The organism is Micromonospora sp. L5 (assembly GCF_000177655.2).
GTDB lineage: Bacteria > Actinomycetota > Actinomycetes > Mycobacteriales > Micromonosporaceae > Micromonospora > Micromonospora aurantiaca.
The window spans coordinates 807,470-820,885 of the sequence record NC_014815.1; the positions used below are offsets into that span (position 1 = coordinate 807,470).

Genomic DNA, 13,416 nt, shown 5'->3' on the forward strand with positions numbered 1-13,416 from the left:
GCCACCCGCAGACGAGTGTTCGAGGGGTTGCCGTGGCGATCAGACCCAAGCCCGTACGCGTGGCCGCGGTGCTCGCCGCCGCCCTGCTCGCCGCCGCCGGTTGCTCGTCGCCCACGGCCTCGACAGGCGGCCCGAAGGGCGCGGACACGCTCGTGGTCGCCACCGCCGGCGAGCCGGACACGCTCAACCCGGTGCTCAACTACGGCGTCGACGGCGCATCGCTGATCTTCGACGGGCTGGTCGCCCGGGACGCCCGCAACGAGCTGGTGCCCGCCCTGGCCCGTGAACTGCCTGCCGTCTCGGCGGAGGGGAAGACAGTCACCGCGAAGCTGCGCGAGGGCGTGCTGTTCCACGACGGCAGCCCGCTGACCGCCCAGGACGTGGTGTTCACCTACCAGGCGGTGCTCGACCCGGGAGTCGACTCCACGCTGCGGTCCGATCTGGACATGCTCGCCTCCGTCACCGCGCCCGACCCGGCGACGGTCGTGTTCACCCTCAAGTACGCGTACGCGCCGTTCCTGCAACGGCTGGCGCTGGGGATCGTCCCGGCGAAGGCGTTCGCCGGGCAGGACGTCAACAAGGCCGCGTTCAACCGCAAGCCGGTCGGCACCGGCCCGTACCGGTTCACCTCGTGGACACCCGGTGACCGGCTCGTGCTCGCGGCCAACGAGACGTACTGGGGTGGCAAGCCGGCGAACTCCGGCGTTGTGGTGGCGTTCGTCGCCGACGACAACGTCCGGGCCCAGCGGATGCGGGCCGGCGAGTTCGACGCGGCGGAGCTGGCACCGAAGCTCGCGTCCGGGTTCGAGGGCCGGGACGGCTACCGGGTGCAGAAGGTGCCGACCGCCGACTACCGGGGCGTCATGCTGCCGATGGGCAACCCGGTCACCGGCGACCTCGCGATCCGGAAGGCGCTGAACGTCGCGGTGGACCGGCAGGCCATGGTGACAGGCGTGCTCGGCGGCGCGGGCGAACCCGCGTTCGGCCCGGTGCCGCCCACGTCGGAATACGCCGAGCCGTCGATCGCCGGCAGGCCCGCCGCCGACACCGCCGCGGCGACCGCCGCGCTGGACGCCGCCGGGTGGAAGCCCGGCCCGGACGGCATCCGGATGAAGGACGGGCGGCCGGCCGCGTTCGCGCTCATGTACCCGGCCACCGACAGCCTGCGCAAGGAACTGGCCCTGGCCGTCACCGCCGACGCGAAGAAGGTCGGCATCAAAGTCACGCCGGAGGGCCTGACCTGGGACGCGATCACCCCGCGGATGGGTGACGACGCGCTGATGATGGGCTACGGCACGCCGTACGACCCGGACTTCGTCTCGTACAAGCTGTTCAGCTCGGCCTTCGCCGGGCAGGGCTTCTTCAACCCCGGCTCGTACCGCTCGGCTGTCACCGACGCCGCGTTGCAGGAGGGCCGGGACAACGCCGACCCGGCCGCCCGTAAGGCCGCGTACGCCACGTTCCAGAAGCAGCTCGCCGCCGACGTGCCGTGGGTGTTCCTCACCTACCTCCGGCACACCTACGTGCTGAAGGACGCCGTGACCGGGGTGACGCCGCGGGTCGAGCCGCACGAGCACGACGTCGCCAACAGCATCTGGTGGAACGTGCACACCTGGACGAAGAAGCCGTGACGGCAGCCGTGACCGGCCGGCGGCGGCCGGCCGGGGCCGGCACCGTGGTCCGCCGGCGGCTGCTGGTGGCGCTACCGGTGCTGGCCGCCACCAGCATGGGCATGTTCGCCCTCGGCGCCGCCTCCCCGATCGACCCGGCGCAGCAGTACGCGGGCGCGGCGGCGTTCACCACGAGCGAGGAGAACCTCGCGCAGATCCGCGCCAACTGGGGCGTCGACGACCCGCTGCCGCTGCAGTACGCCCGCTGGATCGGCAACCTGCTACGCGGCGACCTCGGGTGGTCGACGAGCCGGCACGAGCCGGTCACCTCGGTGCTCGCGTCCCGGGCCGGCTGGACGTTGCTGCTCGTCGGCACCGCGCTCGCTCTGGTGCTGGTGGCGAGCGTGCTGCTGGGCACGCTGGCCGCGTACCGGCGCGGCGGCTGGTTCGACAGGGCGCTGCGCGCCGTCGCGTACGCCGTGCAGTCCATGCCGGTTTTCTGGATCGGCCTCGCGGCGATCGCCGTGTTCGCCCTCAGCCTCGGGTGGCTGCCCGCCGGCGGGCTCACCGACATCACCGCCACCGGCACCGACCCGGCCGACGTGGCCCGGCACCTGGTGCTCCCGGTGACGGTGCTGGCGATCTCTCAGGCGCCGTGGTTCGTGCTGTTCGTCCGCGACGCGGTCGCCGAGAGCCTGCGCGACGACCACGTCCTGGCCGCCCGCGCCCGAGGGCTCCCCGGCCGGGTCGTCCTTTTCGGACACGCGCCGCGGACCGCGCTGCTGCCGTTCCTCACCCTGGTCGGCACGCACCTGCCCGAACTCGTCGGCGGCGCGGTCCTGGTGGAGACCGTGTTCTCCCTGCCCGGCCTCGGCGCGGTCACCGTCGAGGCCGCGCTGGGCGCCGACTTCCCGCTGCTCGAGGCCACGACGCTGGCCACCACCGTCGTGGTGCTGACCGCGAACCTGGTCACCGACCTCGCCTACGCCGCCGCCGACCCCCGGGTACGCCTCGATGACTGACCTCGCCCTCCCTGCGCGCGTCCGGCGCCTGCGCCTCCCCGGCGGCGTCGGCACGACCGTCGCCGTCGTCGTGCTCGCCGGTGTCGTCGCCGCCGCGCTTCTCGCCCCGGTCCTGTGGCCGCTCGACCAGAGCGCCGTCGACCTCTCCCGTACCCGGCTCGCGCCCTCGCCGGAGAACCTGGCCGGCACCGACGACCTCGGCCGCGACGTGGCTCTGCGCAGCCTCTACGGCCTGCGCGTCTCGCTGCTCGTCGGCGCGGTCGCCGCGCTCGTCGCGGCGGTCATCGGCGGCCTGGTCGGCGCCGTCGCCGGCAGCGTCGGCGGCTGGGTCGACCGGGCGCTCATGCGCGTCGTGGACACCGTCGCCGCGCTGCCGCACCTGCTGCTGGGCATCTTCATCGTGGCGATGCTGCGTCCCAGCCTGGGCGCGGTGATCGCGTCCATCGCGTTGACGCACTGGCTGTCCACCGCCCGGATCGTCCGCTCCGAGCTGCTCAGCCTGCGCAACCGGCCGTTCGTGGACGCCGCGATCTCCGGCGGCGCGGGGCGCGTCCGGGTGCTCACCCGGCACCTGCTGCCGCACGTGCTGCCGCGCCTGGCGCTGGCGACCACGCTCATGGTGCCGCACGCCGTCTGGCACGAGACCGCGCTGTCGTTCCTCGGCCTCGGCCTGCCGCCGCACCTGGCCTCGATCGGCAACATGATCAACGACGGGCAGCGGTCACTGCTCACCGGCGCCTGGTGGGCCAGCATCGTCCCCGGCCTCCTGCTGGTGGCGGCCACGCTGGCGCTCGCCGTGCTCACCGGCCGCTGGCGTGACCGCCTCGACCCGCGCGTACGAGCGGAGCTTCACCTGTGACCGCCCCGGCGCTGCTGACCGTCGACGGGCTGACCGTCCGTTTCCGGCTGCGCGACGCGGTCGTGCACGCCGTCACCGACCTGAGCCTCACGCTGCGGCCCGGCGAGCTGCTCGCAGTGGTCGGTGAGTCCGGGTGCGGCAAGTCCGTCCTCGCGCACGCCCTGCTCGGCCTGCTGCCGCGCAACGCCACCGTCACCGGGCAGGCCCGCCTGCACGCGCCGGGACGCGAGGAGGCCGACCTGATCGGCGCGGGGGAGCGGCACCTCGCCCGGCACGTACGCGGCCGGGGCGTGGGCCTCGTCCCGCAGAGCCCCGCCACCGCGCTCACCCCGGTGCGTACCGGGCGGAAGCTGCTGGAGGAGACGCTGCGCGCCCACGGACACAGCCGCCGCGACGCGCCGGCCGCCGCCGACCGGATCGCCGCCGACGTCGGTCTCGACCCGGCCGACCTGAACCGGTACCCGCACGAGCTGTCCGGCGGCATGGCCCAGCGGCTCGCCACCGCGCTCGCCCTCGCGCCCGACCCGCCGGTGCTGCTCGCCGACGAACCCACCACCGGCCTGGACCGGCCGCTCGTCGACCACACGCTGGATCTGCTGCGCCGCCGCTGCGACACCGGCGCCGCCGTCCTGCTCATCACGCACGACCTGACCGCCGCGCGCCGCGTCGCGGACACCGTCGCCGTGATGTACGCCAGCCGCATCGTCGAACACCGCCCGGCCGGGGCGCTGTTCGACGACCCGGCCCACCCGTACACCGCCGGTCTGCTCGACGCGCTGCCCGACCGCGCCTTCGTTCCGGTACCCGGCCACCCGCCGGCGCTCACCGACCTGCCCGGCGGCTGCGCCTTCGCCCCGCGCTGCGCCCGCGCCACCGGCACCTGCGACGCCCTGCCCCGCCTCGCCGCCGACGGCGAGGGCCGGGTCGCCTGCCACCACCCGCTGCGCGAGGAGGTACCGGCATGACGCTCACGGTTCCCGGCGCCACCGACGCCGTCGCCCCGGGCGCCGCGCCGGCCGCCGGGCTCGCCGCGCACCAGGTCTCCGTCGCGTACGGCGGGCAGCGCGTCCTCGACCGGGTCGACCTGCACGTCGCCCCGGGCGAGACGGTCGGACTGCGCGGCCCCTCGGGCAGCGGCAAGTCCACTCTGGCCCGCGTCCTCGCCCTGCTGCACGCCCCGGACGGCGGTCACGTCACGATCGACGGTCAACCGCTCGGCGGCGTCCGCCACCGCCTGCCGGCGCACCTGCGCACCCGCGTCGCGATCCTGTTCCAGAGCCCGCGCGCCGCCACCGACCCGCGGCTCAGCCTCGCCGACATCATCGCCGAGCCGCTACGCGCCACCGGCACATCACGCGAGCAGGCGGCAGCCCGTACGGCGGAACTGGCCGACCTGGTCGGCCTCACCGCCGACCTGCTGACCCGCCGGCCGCACGCGGTGAGCGACGGGCAGCTGCAACGCGCCTGCCTGGCCCGCGCCCTGGTGCATCGGCCGGACTACCTGCTCTGCGACGAGGCCACCGCGATGCTCGACGCCTCCACCCAGGCGCACGTCGCCGCCGTCGTCACCGACTACCAGCGCCGGCACTCCGCCGGGGTCCTGGTCATCACCCACGACCCGGCGCTGATGGCCCGCTGGGCCACCCGGGTGGTGGACCTGCCGGCGGCGTGATGTCGCGTCACTCCTGCACCGGGCGGCGTACGACGCCCAGCGCCCCGGCGACGACGGCCCCGAATCCGACGGCCATGAGCGGCATCCCCATCCCGAAGGGCAGCTCACCGACCCAGTTGATGCTGTCGCGCTCCGGCAGCGCGCCCAGGCTCACCGCGACCACCGCACCGGCGAGGAACATCCCGGCCACCGCCGCGCCGACCGCGAGCTTGGCGCACGCCACGCTCCGCCCGGCCCAGAGACCGGCGAGGACGGCGATCACCAGGGACACCACGACCAGCCAGGTCCAACCGCCCTCGGCCTCCAGGTAGGTCCAGCCCGAGTACGACCACTGATGGAGGCGGCTGGCGCGGAACCAGGGGATCAGGTAGCCGAGCAGCGCGGCGGCGCTGCCGACCAGGAGCAGCGCGTCGGGGGCGGGGCGGTACCAGCGAGGGGAGTCGTCCATGCGTCCGGAAGGTAGCAGTCACCCTCATCCACGTGCACAGGCGACGGTGCCGCGGCCCGGCCGTACGGACGTGGCGGTGACCCGGCCGCTGCGCCGCGACCGGGCCACCGCGCCCCGCGCTGTCAGCCGCCCAGACTCGCGGCGGCGGACTGGATCGCCGAGGCGAACGTGCTGACCTGGGTGTAGACGCCGGGGTAGTTGGGGCGGGCGCAGCCGTTGCCCCAGCTCACGATGCCCACCTGAATCCAGGCGTTGGCGGCGTCCCGGCGGAACATCGGGCCACCCGAGTCACCCTGGCAGGTGTCGACACCGCCGCTGGCGTACCCGGCGCAGATCTCCTCGCCGGGAATGACGTCACCGCCGTAGTAGCGGTTGCAGGTGGTGTCGTCGACGAACGGCACGCTGGCCTTGAGCAGGTAGCGCTGCTGTGCGCCGCCCTCCCGCGCGGCGCCCCAGCCGGCCACCGTGAAGGTGCCGTTGTCGTACGCCGTGCTGGTCGCGATCTTGAGCGTGGCGAGCGAGGTGACCGGGGAGGCGAGCCGGATCAGCGCCCAGTCGTCGCCGTTGCCGTTGTAACCGGGGGCGCGGTAGACGTAGTTGGAGCGGACCTGGATCCGGCTGGAGGACTGGAGGTCCACCACGCCCAGGGTGGCGGTGATGCTGGTGTTGGCGCCGGTGGGGCCGACGCAGTGCGCGGCGGTGAGGACCAGTCGCGGGCTGTAGAGCGCTCCGCCGCAGCCCATCGAGAGCCGGACCATGAACGGGAACTCGCCCTGCGCGGCCCGGGTGCCGCCGACGACGTACGGCGTCATGTCCCCGGCCGGGGCCGCCGTGGCCGGCGCGGTCACGGCGACCGCTCCCGCGGTGACCACTGCCAACACGGCCGCCATCCGGCCGAGGAATCTACGCCAACGGACCATGGTCCCTCCCGACATCGACTGTGTGCCGCCCGGCCAGGCCGCACTCGAGGTGGCAGGAGCTTATGGACATCCATCGATGGACTGCAATGGATGTGGGCATCCCGTCTGTGTCATACGCCGCGCGCGCCGGCGCCGTGCTCGGCACCGGCGCGCGCCGGACGACGGGAGTCCGGGGTCAGCACCAGCCGTTGATCGGCCCGTTGACGCCGGTGGACAGGTAGGCGTCGGACACCCAGCTGCCGTCGCTGAGCCGGTCCCACAACGCGGTGGTGCCGTACCGGCCGGTGTGCGAGGTGCCGTTGGCGGAGCAGGAGACGGTGACCGTGGCGCCGTCCGCGAGCGATCCGAGGACGCCGTACCCCGTTCCGGGGCCGGAGCGCCGGGTCAGCGTGCCGCCGCCGTTCGCGTCGACGACTCCCTGGTTGAAGCCGAGCGCGCCGTAGTTGTAGACGGCGCCGCCCACGCCCGCGAAGGCGGATCCGTGCCGGGCGCCACCCTGGTACTCGCCGGCGCCGTTGACGAAGTCCCACTTGCCGATGCCGTGCCCGGCGATCGGGACGTAGACCGAGTTCTGCCGCAGCCCGAAGTGCACGTGCCGGCCGGTGGCGGAGCCGCCGCAGGTGACGTCGGTGCCGGTGTAGCCGAGGTACGCGCCCTGCCCGACGGCGGCGCCGTTCACCGAGATGCTGCTCCACAGGTGGTAGTAGTCGGTCGAGTAGCCCCGGTCGTGGATGACCCGGATCCACCCGGTGCACATCGTGTACGCGGTTCCGGCCCGCGCGGCCCGGACCACCTGGTCGCCGCCGGCGAGGTCGACGGAACTCCACGGCGCGCCGCCGCCCCAGCCGTGCGGCCCGCCGGTGAGCGTCCACGTCTGCCCGACCGCGAAGGGCAGCGCCATGCCGGTCCGGAAGTCGCTCCCCGCGTACATCGGTGCGACGGGCGTGGTGAACACCGCCTTCTCGTCCTTGCTCACCAGCGGTGACGCGGCGGCCAGGTCACCGAACGACGCCTCGCCGTCGAAGGCGACGGTCCAGCCCTTGCCGTCGGCCCGCGCGAGGAAGACCGACCCGGTGGGGTGCGCGTCCCGGGACCGGTCCGCCAGCAGCACCGCGGTGCCGAAGGCCCATCCGCCGCTCGCCCGGGTGACGGTGACCCGGGTCCGCTGCGGCCCGGCGGTCCGGGTCGCGGCGTCGGCCTGGCCGAGGAGTTTCGCGGTCACCGCGTCGGTGACGGGTGCGGGTGCCGGGCGGGGCGCGGCCGAGGCCGGGGCCGGCACCACGGCCCAGGCGCCGATCGCCGCCAGCGTGAAGGAGAGCACGAGCCGTCGCATGGGGCCTCCTATCGACAAGCATCACTGAACGGCGAGGTTATCGAAGGGCATGAAAATTGTCTACGAGTTCCGCATGCTCCGGTGAAGGATCTGTGCGTCGGGTTGATTCGCGGCAGGCCGGGTAGCTGAGCGGTATGCGAGTACCGACGCTGGTCAAGACCGCGGCAGCAGTCACCGCGACCGCCGCCGCGGGCGCCGCCGCCACCTCCACCGGCACCTCGTCGCGCTGGTACCGCCATCTGCGCAAGCCCGCCTGGCAGCCGCCGTCGGCCGCGTTCCCCCTCGTCTGGACCCCGCTGTACGGGCTGATCGCGGTCGCCGGTGCGCGGGCGCTGGACCGCTTCGAGGGGCCCGAGCGCGCCGCGTTCGCCCGCGGCTACGCGCTCAACCTGGCGCTCAACGCCGGCTGGACCGCCCTGTTCTTCGGCGCCCGCAGGCCCGGCGCCGCGCTGGCCGAGATCGCCGCGCTCAACGCGTCCAACCTGGTGCTGCTGCGCCGCGCGGCGCGAACCGACCGTCCCGCCGGGGCGGCGCTCGCCCCGTACGTCGCGTGGACCCTCTTCGCCACCGCGCTCAACGGCGCGATCGTCGGCCTCAACCGGGAACGGTGACCGGCGTTCCGCTGATCAAGGTCGGCCGTCGGCGGACGCCGGGCGGGTCGCGCGCCACGACGCCAGGAGCCGCAGCCGATCCGCGTCCGGGCTGCCCGGCTCGGCGGTGAAGACGAGCACGACCGGGCCGGGACTGCCCGGCAGCGGATAGGTGTCCCAGTCCAGGACGATGTCGCCCAGTCCTGGTACCCGGAACGTCTTCGTGCCGCTCACCGAGGCGCGGACGTCGTGCCGTGCCCACAGCCGCCGGAACTCCGCGCTGCGGATGCTCAGCTCGCCGACGATCGCGGTGGCGCGGGGATGGGTCGGGTCGTCGGCGACGGCGGCGCGGAGCATGCCGATGTAGTCGAGCGCCTGCCGCTCCCAGTCCGGGCAGCTCCGTCCCCCGGTCAGCGCGTCGTCGAACAGCAGCAGGAGCATGTTGAGCCGGCCGGGCGGGTGGTCCGCCGGGTCGCCGAGCAGCGCCTGCGCCATCGGGTTCCAGTCGAGCAGGTCCAGATGCCGGCCGAGGACGACAGCCGGCGTGTCCATCACCCGCAGCAGCCGCCGGGTGCCGTCCGGCACCCGCTCCGGCTCCCGGTCGACGCGGGCGGGCACCGGCCGCCGGGCGGCCCGGGCCAGCGTGAACAGGTGCCGGCGTTCGGTGTCGTCCAAGCCGAGGGCGCCGGCGAGCGCGTCCAGGACGTCGTCCGAGGGGCGTACCTCCCGGCCCTGCTCCATCCGCTGGTAGTAGTCGGTGCTCAGCCCGGCCAGCAGGGCCAGTTCCTCCCGCCGCAGGCCGGTCACCTTGCGCCGGCCGCCCGGCTCCAGGCCGACGTCGCGCGGGCGCAGCCGGCCGCGCCGGGCGCGCAGGAAGGCGCCCAGCTCGCGTGCGTACGGATGCGGGCTGCTCATGCCGCCAGTCTGCCGCGACGCCGCCCGCCCAGGGTAGGTCCCGCGGACCTAGGCAACCGCGAACGACCGAGCCGGGCCCGACCGCTCCTAGCGTCATCGCTCGACACGAACCGCCGTACCCGAGGAGCAGCAGATGACCGGATGGACCGCCGACCGCATCCCCGACCAGCGCGGCCGGGTCGCCGTCGTGACCGGAGCGAACTCGGGCCTCGGCCTGGTCACCGCCACCGAACTGGCCCGCCGTGGCGCCCACGTCGTGCTGGCCGTGCGGAACACCGCCGCCGGCCGGCAGGCCGCCGGCCGCATCGGCGGCGACACCGAGGTACGCGAGCTGGACCTGGCCCGCCTCGAATCGGTACGCGCGTTCGCCGCGAAGCTGACCGCCGACCACCCGACGATCGACCTGCTGGTGAACAACGCCGGTGTGGTGCTGCTCGGCCCGCGCCGTACCTCCGCCGACGGCTTCGAGCTCCAGTTCGCCACCAACATGCTGGGCCCGTATGCGCTGACCGGCCTGCTGCTGGACGCCCTCGCCGGGGCACGGGCGGCGCGGGTGGTGAGCCTCAGCTCGCTCACCCACCGCAACGCGCGGCTCGACTTCGGCGACCTGATGTCCGAGCGCGACTACCGGGCCTCCGCTGCGTACGGCCGCTCGAAGCTCGCCACCACCGTCTTCGGCGTCGAGCTGGACCGTCGCGTGCGCGCGGCCGGATTGCCGATCGTCAGCGCGCTGGCGCATCCCGGTCTCACCCGCAGCAACCTCACGCCGCGGGCCTGGGAACACCGGGGCCGGCTGGGACGAATGATCGGGCGGCTGGGCCTGCTCGCCACCCAGCCGGTCGAGCAGGGCGCCCTGCCGCAGTTGCGGGCGGCGACCGACCCGGAGGTACGCGGCGGCCAGTTCTTCGGCCCGTCCCGGCTCTTCGAGACCTGGGGCCCGGTGGCCGAGGCGCGGCTGAACCGGCAGGCCGCCGACCCGGCCGTCGGTCAGCGCCTCTGGGCTGCGGCGGCGGAGCTGACGGGTGTTCGTTACCTCTGAACCGGCCGCGCGCAACGATGCGGTCGAGTGGGATTTTGCACTCCCAGTGCACTTGCCTCCGGTTTCCCGGCTGCCTAGCGTCAGGCCATGGCTGACTCGTGGACGTTCGCTGTGGCCCGTGACGACCTCGTTCGCACCACACTCGTCGACGGCGCTGTGCCCGACCTCGCCGACGGGGAGGCGCTTCTGCGCGTGGACCGCGTCGGCCTGACCGCCAACAACGTGACGTATGCGGTGCTCGGTGAGGCGATGCGCTACTGGGAGTTCTTCCCGCCGCAGCCCCGAGGACTCGACGACCGGTGGGGCCTCCCGCCGCTGTGGGGCTTCGCCGAGGTGGTCGCGTCCACAGTGTCCGGCGTCGAGCCGGGACACCGGGTCTACGGCTACCTGCCGCCCGCCGGCCACCTGGTGGTACGCCCGGACCGGGTGGACGCGTCCGGGTTCCGCGACGCGAGCGCGCACCGGGCCGGCCTGCCCTCGCCGTACAACTCCTACCGGTCGACCACCGGCGACCCCGCCTACCGGGCGGAGCAGGAGGACCTGCTGATCCTGTTCCGGCCGCTGTTCTTCACCTCGTTCATGCTCGCCGACCAGGTGATCGACGAGGACGCCTACGGCGCGCGGTCGCTGGTGCTGTCGTCCGCGTCGAGCAAGACGGCGTACGCCACCGCGTTCGAACTGCACGGCCGCGGCCCGCGCCTGATCGGGCTCACCTCGCGGGGCAACCTCGCCTTCACCAGGTCGCTGGGCTGCTACGACGAGGTCCTCTCCTACGACGAGATCGGCGCGCTCGACGCCGTACCGACCGTCTATCTCGACCTGTCCGGTTCACCCGCCACCCGCGCCGCCCTGCGCGCGCACCTCGGCGACCTGCTGGTCCGGGACATCGCCGTCGGCCTCACCCAGCAGACGCCGAACGCGGGTGACGCCGGGGAGGTCTTCTTCGCGCCGGTGCGCATCCGCAAGCGGAGCCAGGACTGGGGTCGCGACGGGCTCGACGAGCGGTTCGCCGACGCCTGGCAGCGGTTCTCCCGGGTGGTGAGCGGATGGCTCGACGTGCGGGTCGGCGCCGGTCCGGAGGCGCTGCGGGACGCGTGGCTCGACGTCCTCGCGGGCCGTACGCCACCCCGGGTGGGCCACGTCGTCCAGCTCTGAGCCCGTCGCCGATTCCGGCCGTGGCGCGCCCGCCCGGCCGATGCGCGCTAGGCTGACGACGCGGGGTACCGATGACTGATCGCCACCCCCTGCTTCTCCCACGGTTTCCCAGCCGCGACGACTGAGTCGAGCGCTGCCGTGCAGATTCCCTTGGAGCACTTCGTGCCCGACAACACGTTCGCCCTGAACCCCTTCCGTGTGGAGGGGGTCGGAGCCACCGACGACGAGCGCAGTCCGATCGCGGACGTCAGCGCCGAATCCATGACCCGTCTGCGGAGCCCGTTCGCCGCGGCGCAACCCGCTCGCGAGCCGGCCGGCGCGCCCGACGGGCGCTAGGCCGTCAGCCGGGCGTGACGGCCCCGGCCGCGCGCACCGGTCCCCTTGATGGTGTCGCCAGGCGCGGTCGAGTGGTCAGCGGTTCAGGTAGGCGGCCAGGCCGCCGAGTTCCTTGTTGGCGATGAAGACCGAACGCACGTTGATGATTGCCTCCTCGACGTGGGGCGGGCAGCCCCACGCCGAGTCACCCCACGAGTCAGCGATCTTGATCTCGGCGGGTGCCGTGCAGCCGTCGCCGCCGCCGAGCTGACACCGTTCGGGGCGCGGAGTGGCGGCCTGCGCGGCTGCGGCGGCGCGCAGCCGGGCGGTGAGTTCCGCCGCCGCGGCGGCACGCTGTTCCGCCTCGGCCCGTAGTTCCCGTTCCGCCCGCACCACCCGGGCCAGCTCGTCGTGCGCGGCCCGGGCGCGGGCGTCCGCTTCGGCCTTCGCCTGTTCGATGTGGTGGCGTTCGATGGCCAGGGCGGCGGTGCCGGTGAAGACCCGGGCGAGCGCCAGGTCGGCGTCGCGCGGGACGCGCGGGGTGCGGTGGTACATGGCGAAGGTGCCGAGCAGGCTGCCGTCGCGGGCGAGGATCGGCGTGGACCAGCAGGCGGCGAGCCCGGCCCGCTCGGCCAGGTCGCGGAAGTCGGCCCAGAACGGGTCGGTGGCGATGTCGGTGACGATGACCGGCTCGCGCCGGTGCGCGGCGGTGCCGCACGAGCCGACACCCTCGCCGGTGGCGATCCCGTCGATGGCCTGGTTGTAGAAGTCGGGCAGGCTGGGCGCGGCGCCGTGGCGCAGGTGCCGGCCGTCGGCGTCGGCGAGCAGGACGGAGACGAGCACCTCCTGCGGCGCGAGGTTCTCGATGCAGCGGGCCATCCCGTCGAGCACCTCGGCCAGCGGCGCCTGCCGGGCGATCTGCTCCAGCATCGCGCGGTGTTCGGCCATCAGCCGTTGCGCGTGCTTGACCTGCGTGGTCTCCACCCCGATCACGCGGATCCCGGTCACCGTGCCGTCGGCGTCGCGGCGTGCCTCGTAGGTGAAGTCGAAGAACGCCTCCCGCGCCTGCGACCCGGTGCCGAGCATGATCCGGGCGTCGTGGCCGGTGTAGGAGTCGCCCGTGCGGTAGACCTCGTCCAGCAGGGCGATGAAGCCCTGGCCGTCCAGTTCCGGCATCAGCTCGGCGAGCGCGACCCCGGTGCGGGCGCGTTCCTCGCCGATGGCGGTGAAGAACGCCGGGTTCGCCGCCTCCACCACGTGTGTCGGCCCGGCGAGCGCCGCGAAGACGGCGATGGACTTGCCGAACAGCGTCCGCAGATCCTCGTCCGCGGGCCGCCCGGTGACCGACGGATCCGCCGTGGGCAGATGCTGGCCTGGTAGCGCCGTCATGCCTGGTCTTCCTCCCACGCCCGCTTCGTCGACCGTCGCCAGATTACGGGGCAGTGGCCGACGTTCACATCTTGGCATCGACGCCCGCCTCCGTTACCGTCGTGGGAACGCTCCCATGAACTTAGATACGTCTATGTGATCAGGAGGAA

14 protein-coding genes are annotated in these 13,416 nt (G+C 73.9%); 9 read left to right on the forward strand and 5 right to left on the reverse strand.

Going from position 1 to position 13,416, the window contains the following annotated elements; translation table 11 throughout:
• Window positions 1-32 precede the first annotated feature (32 nt).
• Genes ML5_RS04045 through ML5_RS04065 form a run of 5 tightly spaced genes read left to right on the forward strand, consistent with a single transcriptional unit; the run spans window position 33 to window position 5,163 of the window.
• Window positions 33-1,631 (forward strand): ABC transporter substrate-binding protein, encoded by a 1,599-nt coding sequence (locus ML5_RS04045; RefSeq protein ID WP_013473805.1) that lies wholly within the window; start codon window positions 33-35, stop codon window positions 1,629-1,631.
• Window positions 1,628-2,632 carry an ABC transporter permease gene (locus tag ML5_RS04050; protein WP_013473806.1) on the forward strand — a complete coding sequence of 335 codons (1,005 nt, stop codon included), beginning with the start codon at window positions 1,628-1,630 and terminating at the stop codon, window positions 2,630-2,632. The genes ML5_RS04045 and ML5_RS04050 overlap by 4 nt, the downstream gene beginning before the upstream one ends.
• Window positions 2,625-3,491 carry an ABC transporter permease gene (locus ML5_RS04055; protein ID WP_013283814.1) on the forward strand — a complete coding sequence of 289 codons (867 nt, stop codon included), beginning with the start codon at window positions 2,625-2,627 and terminating at the stop codon, window positions 3,489-3,491. The genes ML5_RS04050 and ML5_RS04055 overlap by 8 nt, the downstream gene beginning before the upstream one ends.
• Window positions 3,488-4,456: an ABC transporter ATP-binding protein gene (locus ML5_RS04060; protein ID WP_013473807.1), complete on the forward strand. Its 969-nt coding sequence runs from the start codon at window positions 3,488-3,490 to the stop codon at window positions 4,454-4,456. Before ML5_RS04055 ends, ML5_RS04060 begins: the two co-directional genes overlap by 4 nt.
• Window positions 4,453-5,163, forward strand: a complete 711-nt coding sequence (locus ML5_RS04065) for an ABC transporter ATP-binding protein (RefSeq protein ID WP_013473808.1) — start codon at window positions 4,453-4,455, stop codon at window positions 5,161-5,163. The genes ML5_RS04060 and ML5_RS04065 overlap by 4 nt, the downstream gene beginning before the upstream one ends.
• 7 nt (window positions 5,164-5,170) lie before the next feature.
• Here the strand turns inward: ML5_RS04065 and ML5_RS04070 are convergent, their stop codons facing one another.
• From ML5_RS04070 to ML5_RS04080, 3 genes are all read right to left on the reverse strand, one after another.
• Entirely contained in the window at window positions 5,171-5,611 is a 441-nt protein-coding gene (locus tag ML5_RS04070; protein ID WP_013473809.1) for a hypothetical protein, read from the reverse strand.
• Between the two features lie 122 nt (window positions 5,612-5,733).
• Entirely contained in the window at window positions 5,734-6,531 is a 798-nt protein-coding gene (locus ML5_RS04075) for a trypsin-like serine protease (protein WP_013473810.1), read from the reverse strand.
• A gap of 175 nt (window positions 6,532-6,706) precedes the next feature.
• Entirely contained in the window at window positions 6,707-7,864 is a 1,158-nt protein-coding gene (locus ML5_RS04080) for a peptidoglycan DD-metalloendopeptidase family protein (protein WP_013473811.1), read from the reverse strand.
• 134 nt (window positions 7,865-7,998) lie between these two features.
• Between ML5_RS04080 and ML5_RS04085 the strand changes: the two genes are divergently transcribed.
• Complete coding sequence (locus ML5_RS04085) at window positions 7,999-8,475, forward strand: TspO/MBR family protein (RefSeq protein WP_013473812.1); 477 nt, start codon at window positions 7,999-8,001, stop codon at window positions 8,473-8,475.
• A 15-nt stretch (window positions 8,476-8,490) separates the two neighbouring features.
• Here ML5_RS04085 and ML5_RS04090 read toward each other — a convergent pair whose 3' ends face one another.
• On the reverse strand, window positions 8,491-9,369 hold the full coding sequence (locus ML5_RS04090) for a helix-turn-helix transcriptional regulator (RefSeq protein WP_013473813.1): 879 nt from the start codon (window positions 9,367-9,369) through the stop codon (window positions 8,491-8,493).
• Window positions 9,370-9,502: 133 nt separating this feature from the next.
• Between ML5_RS04090 and ML5_RS04095 the strand changes: the two genes are divergently transcribed.
• From ML5_RS04095 to ML5_RS04105, 3 genes are all read left to right on the forward strand, one after another.
• Window positions 9,503-10,408: an oxidoreductase gene (locus ML5_RS04095; RefSeq protein ID WP_013283822.1), complete on the forward strand. Its 906-nt coding sequence runs from the start codon at window positions 9,503-9,505 to the stop codon at window positions 10,406-10,408.
• Window positions 10,409-10,495: 87 nt separating this feature from the next.
• Window positions 10,496-11,563 carry a DUF2855 family protein gene (locus tag ML5_RS04100; protein ID WP_013473814.1) on the forward strand — a complete coding sequence of 356 codons (1,068 nt, stop codon included), beginning with the start codon at window positions 10,496-10,498 and terminating at the stop codon, window positions 11,561-11,563.
• A gap of 138 nt (window positions 11,564-11,701) precedes the next feature.
• Window positions 11,702-11,899, forward strand: a complete 198-nt coding sequence (locus tag ML5_RS04105) for a hypothetical protein (protein ID WP_013283824.1) — start codon at window positions 11,702-11,704, stop codon at window positions 11,897-11,899.
• A 75-nt stretch (window positions 11,900-11,974) separates the two neighbouring features.
• On the opposite strand, the gene ML5_RS04110 is transcribed toward ML5_RS04105, so the two are convergent.
• The gene (locus tag ML5_RS04110; RefSeq protein WP_013473815.1) at window positions 11,975-13,267 is read right to left on the reverse strand and encodes a GAF domain-containing protein; all 1,293 of its coding nucleotides are present in this window, start codon (window positions 13,265-13,267) and stop codon (window positions 11,975-11,977) included.
• Between the last annotated feature and the right edge of the window lie 149 nt (window positions 13,268-13,416).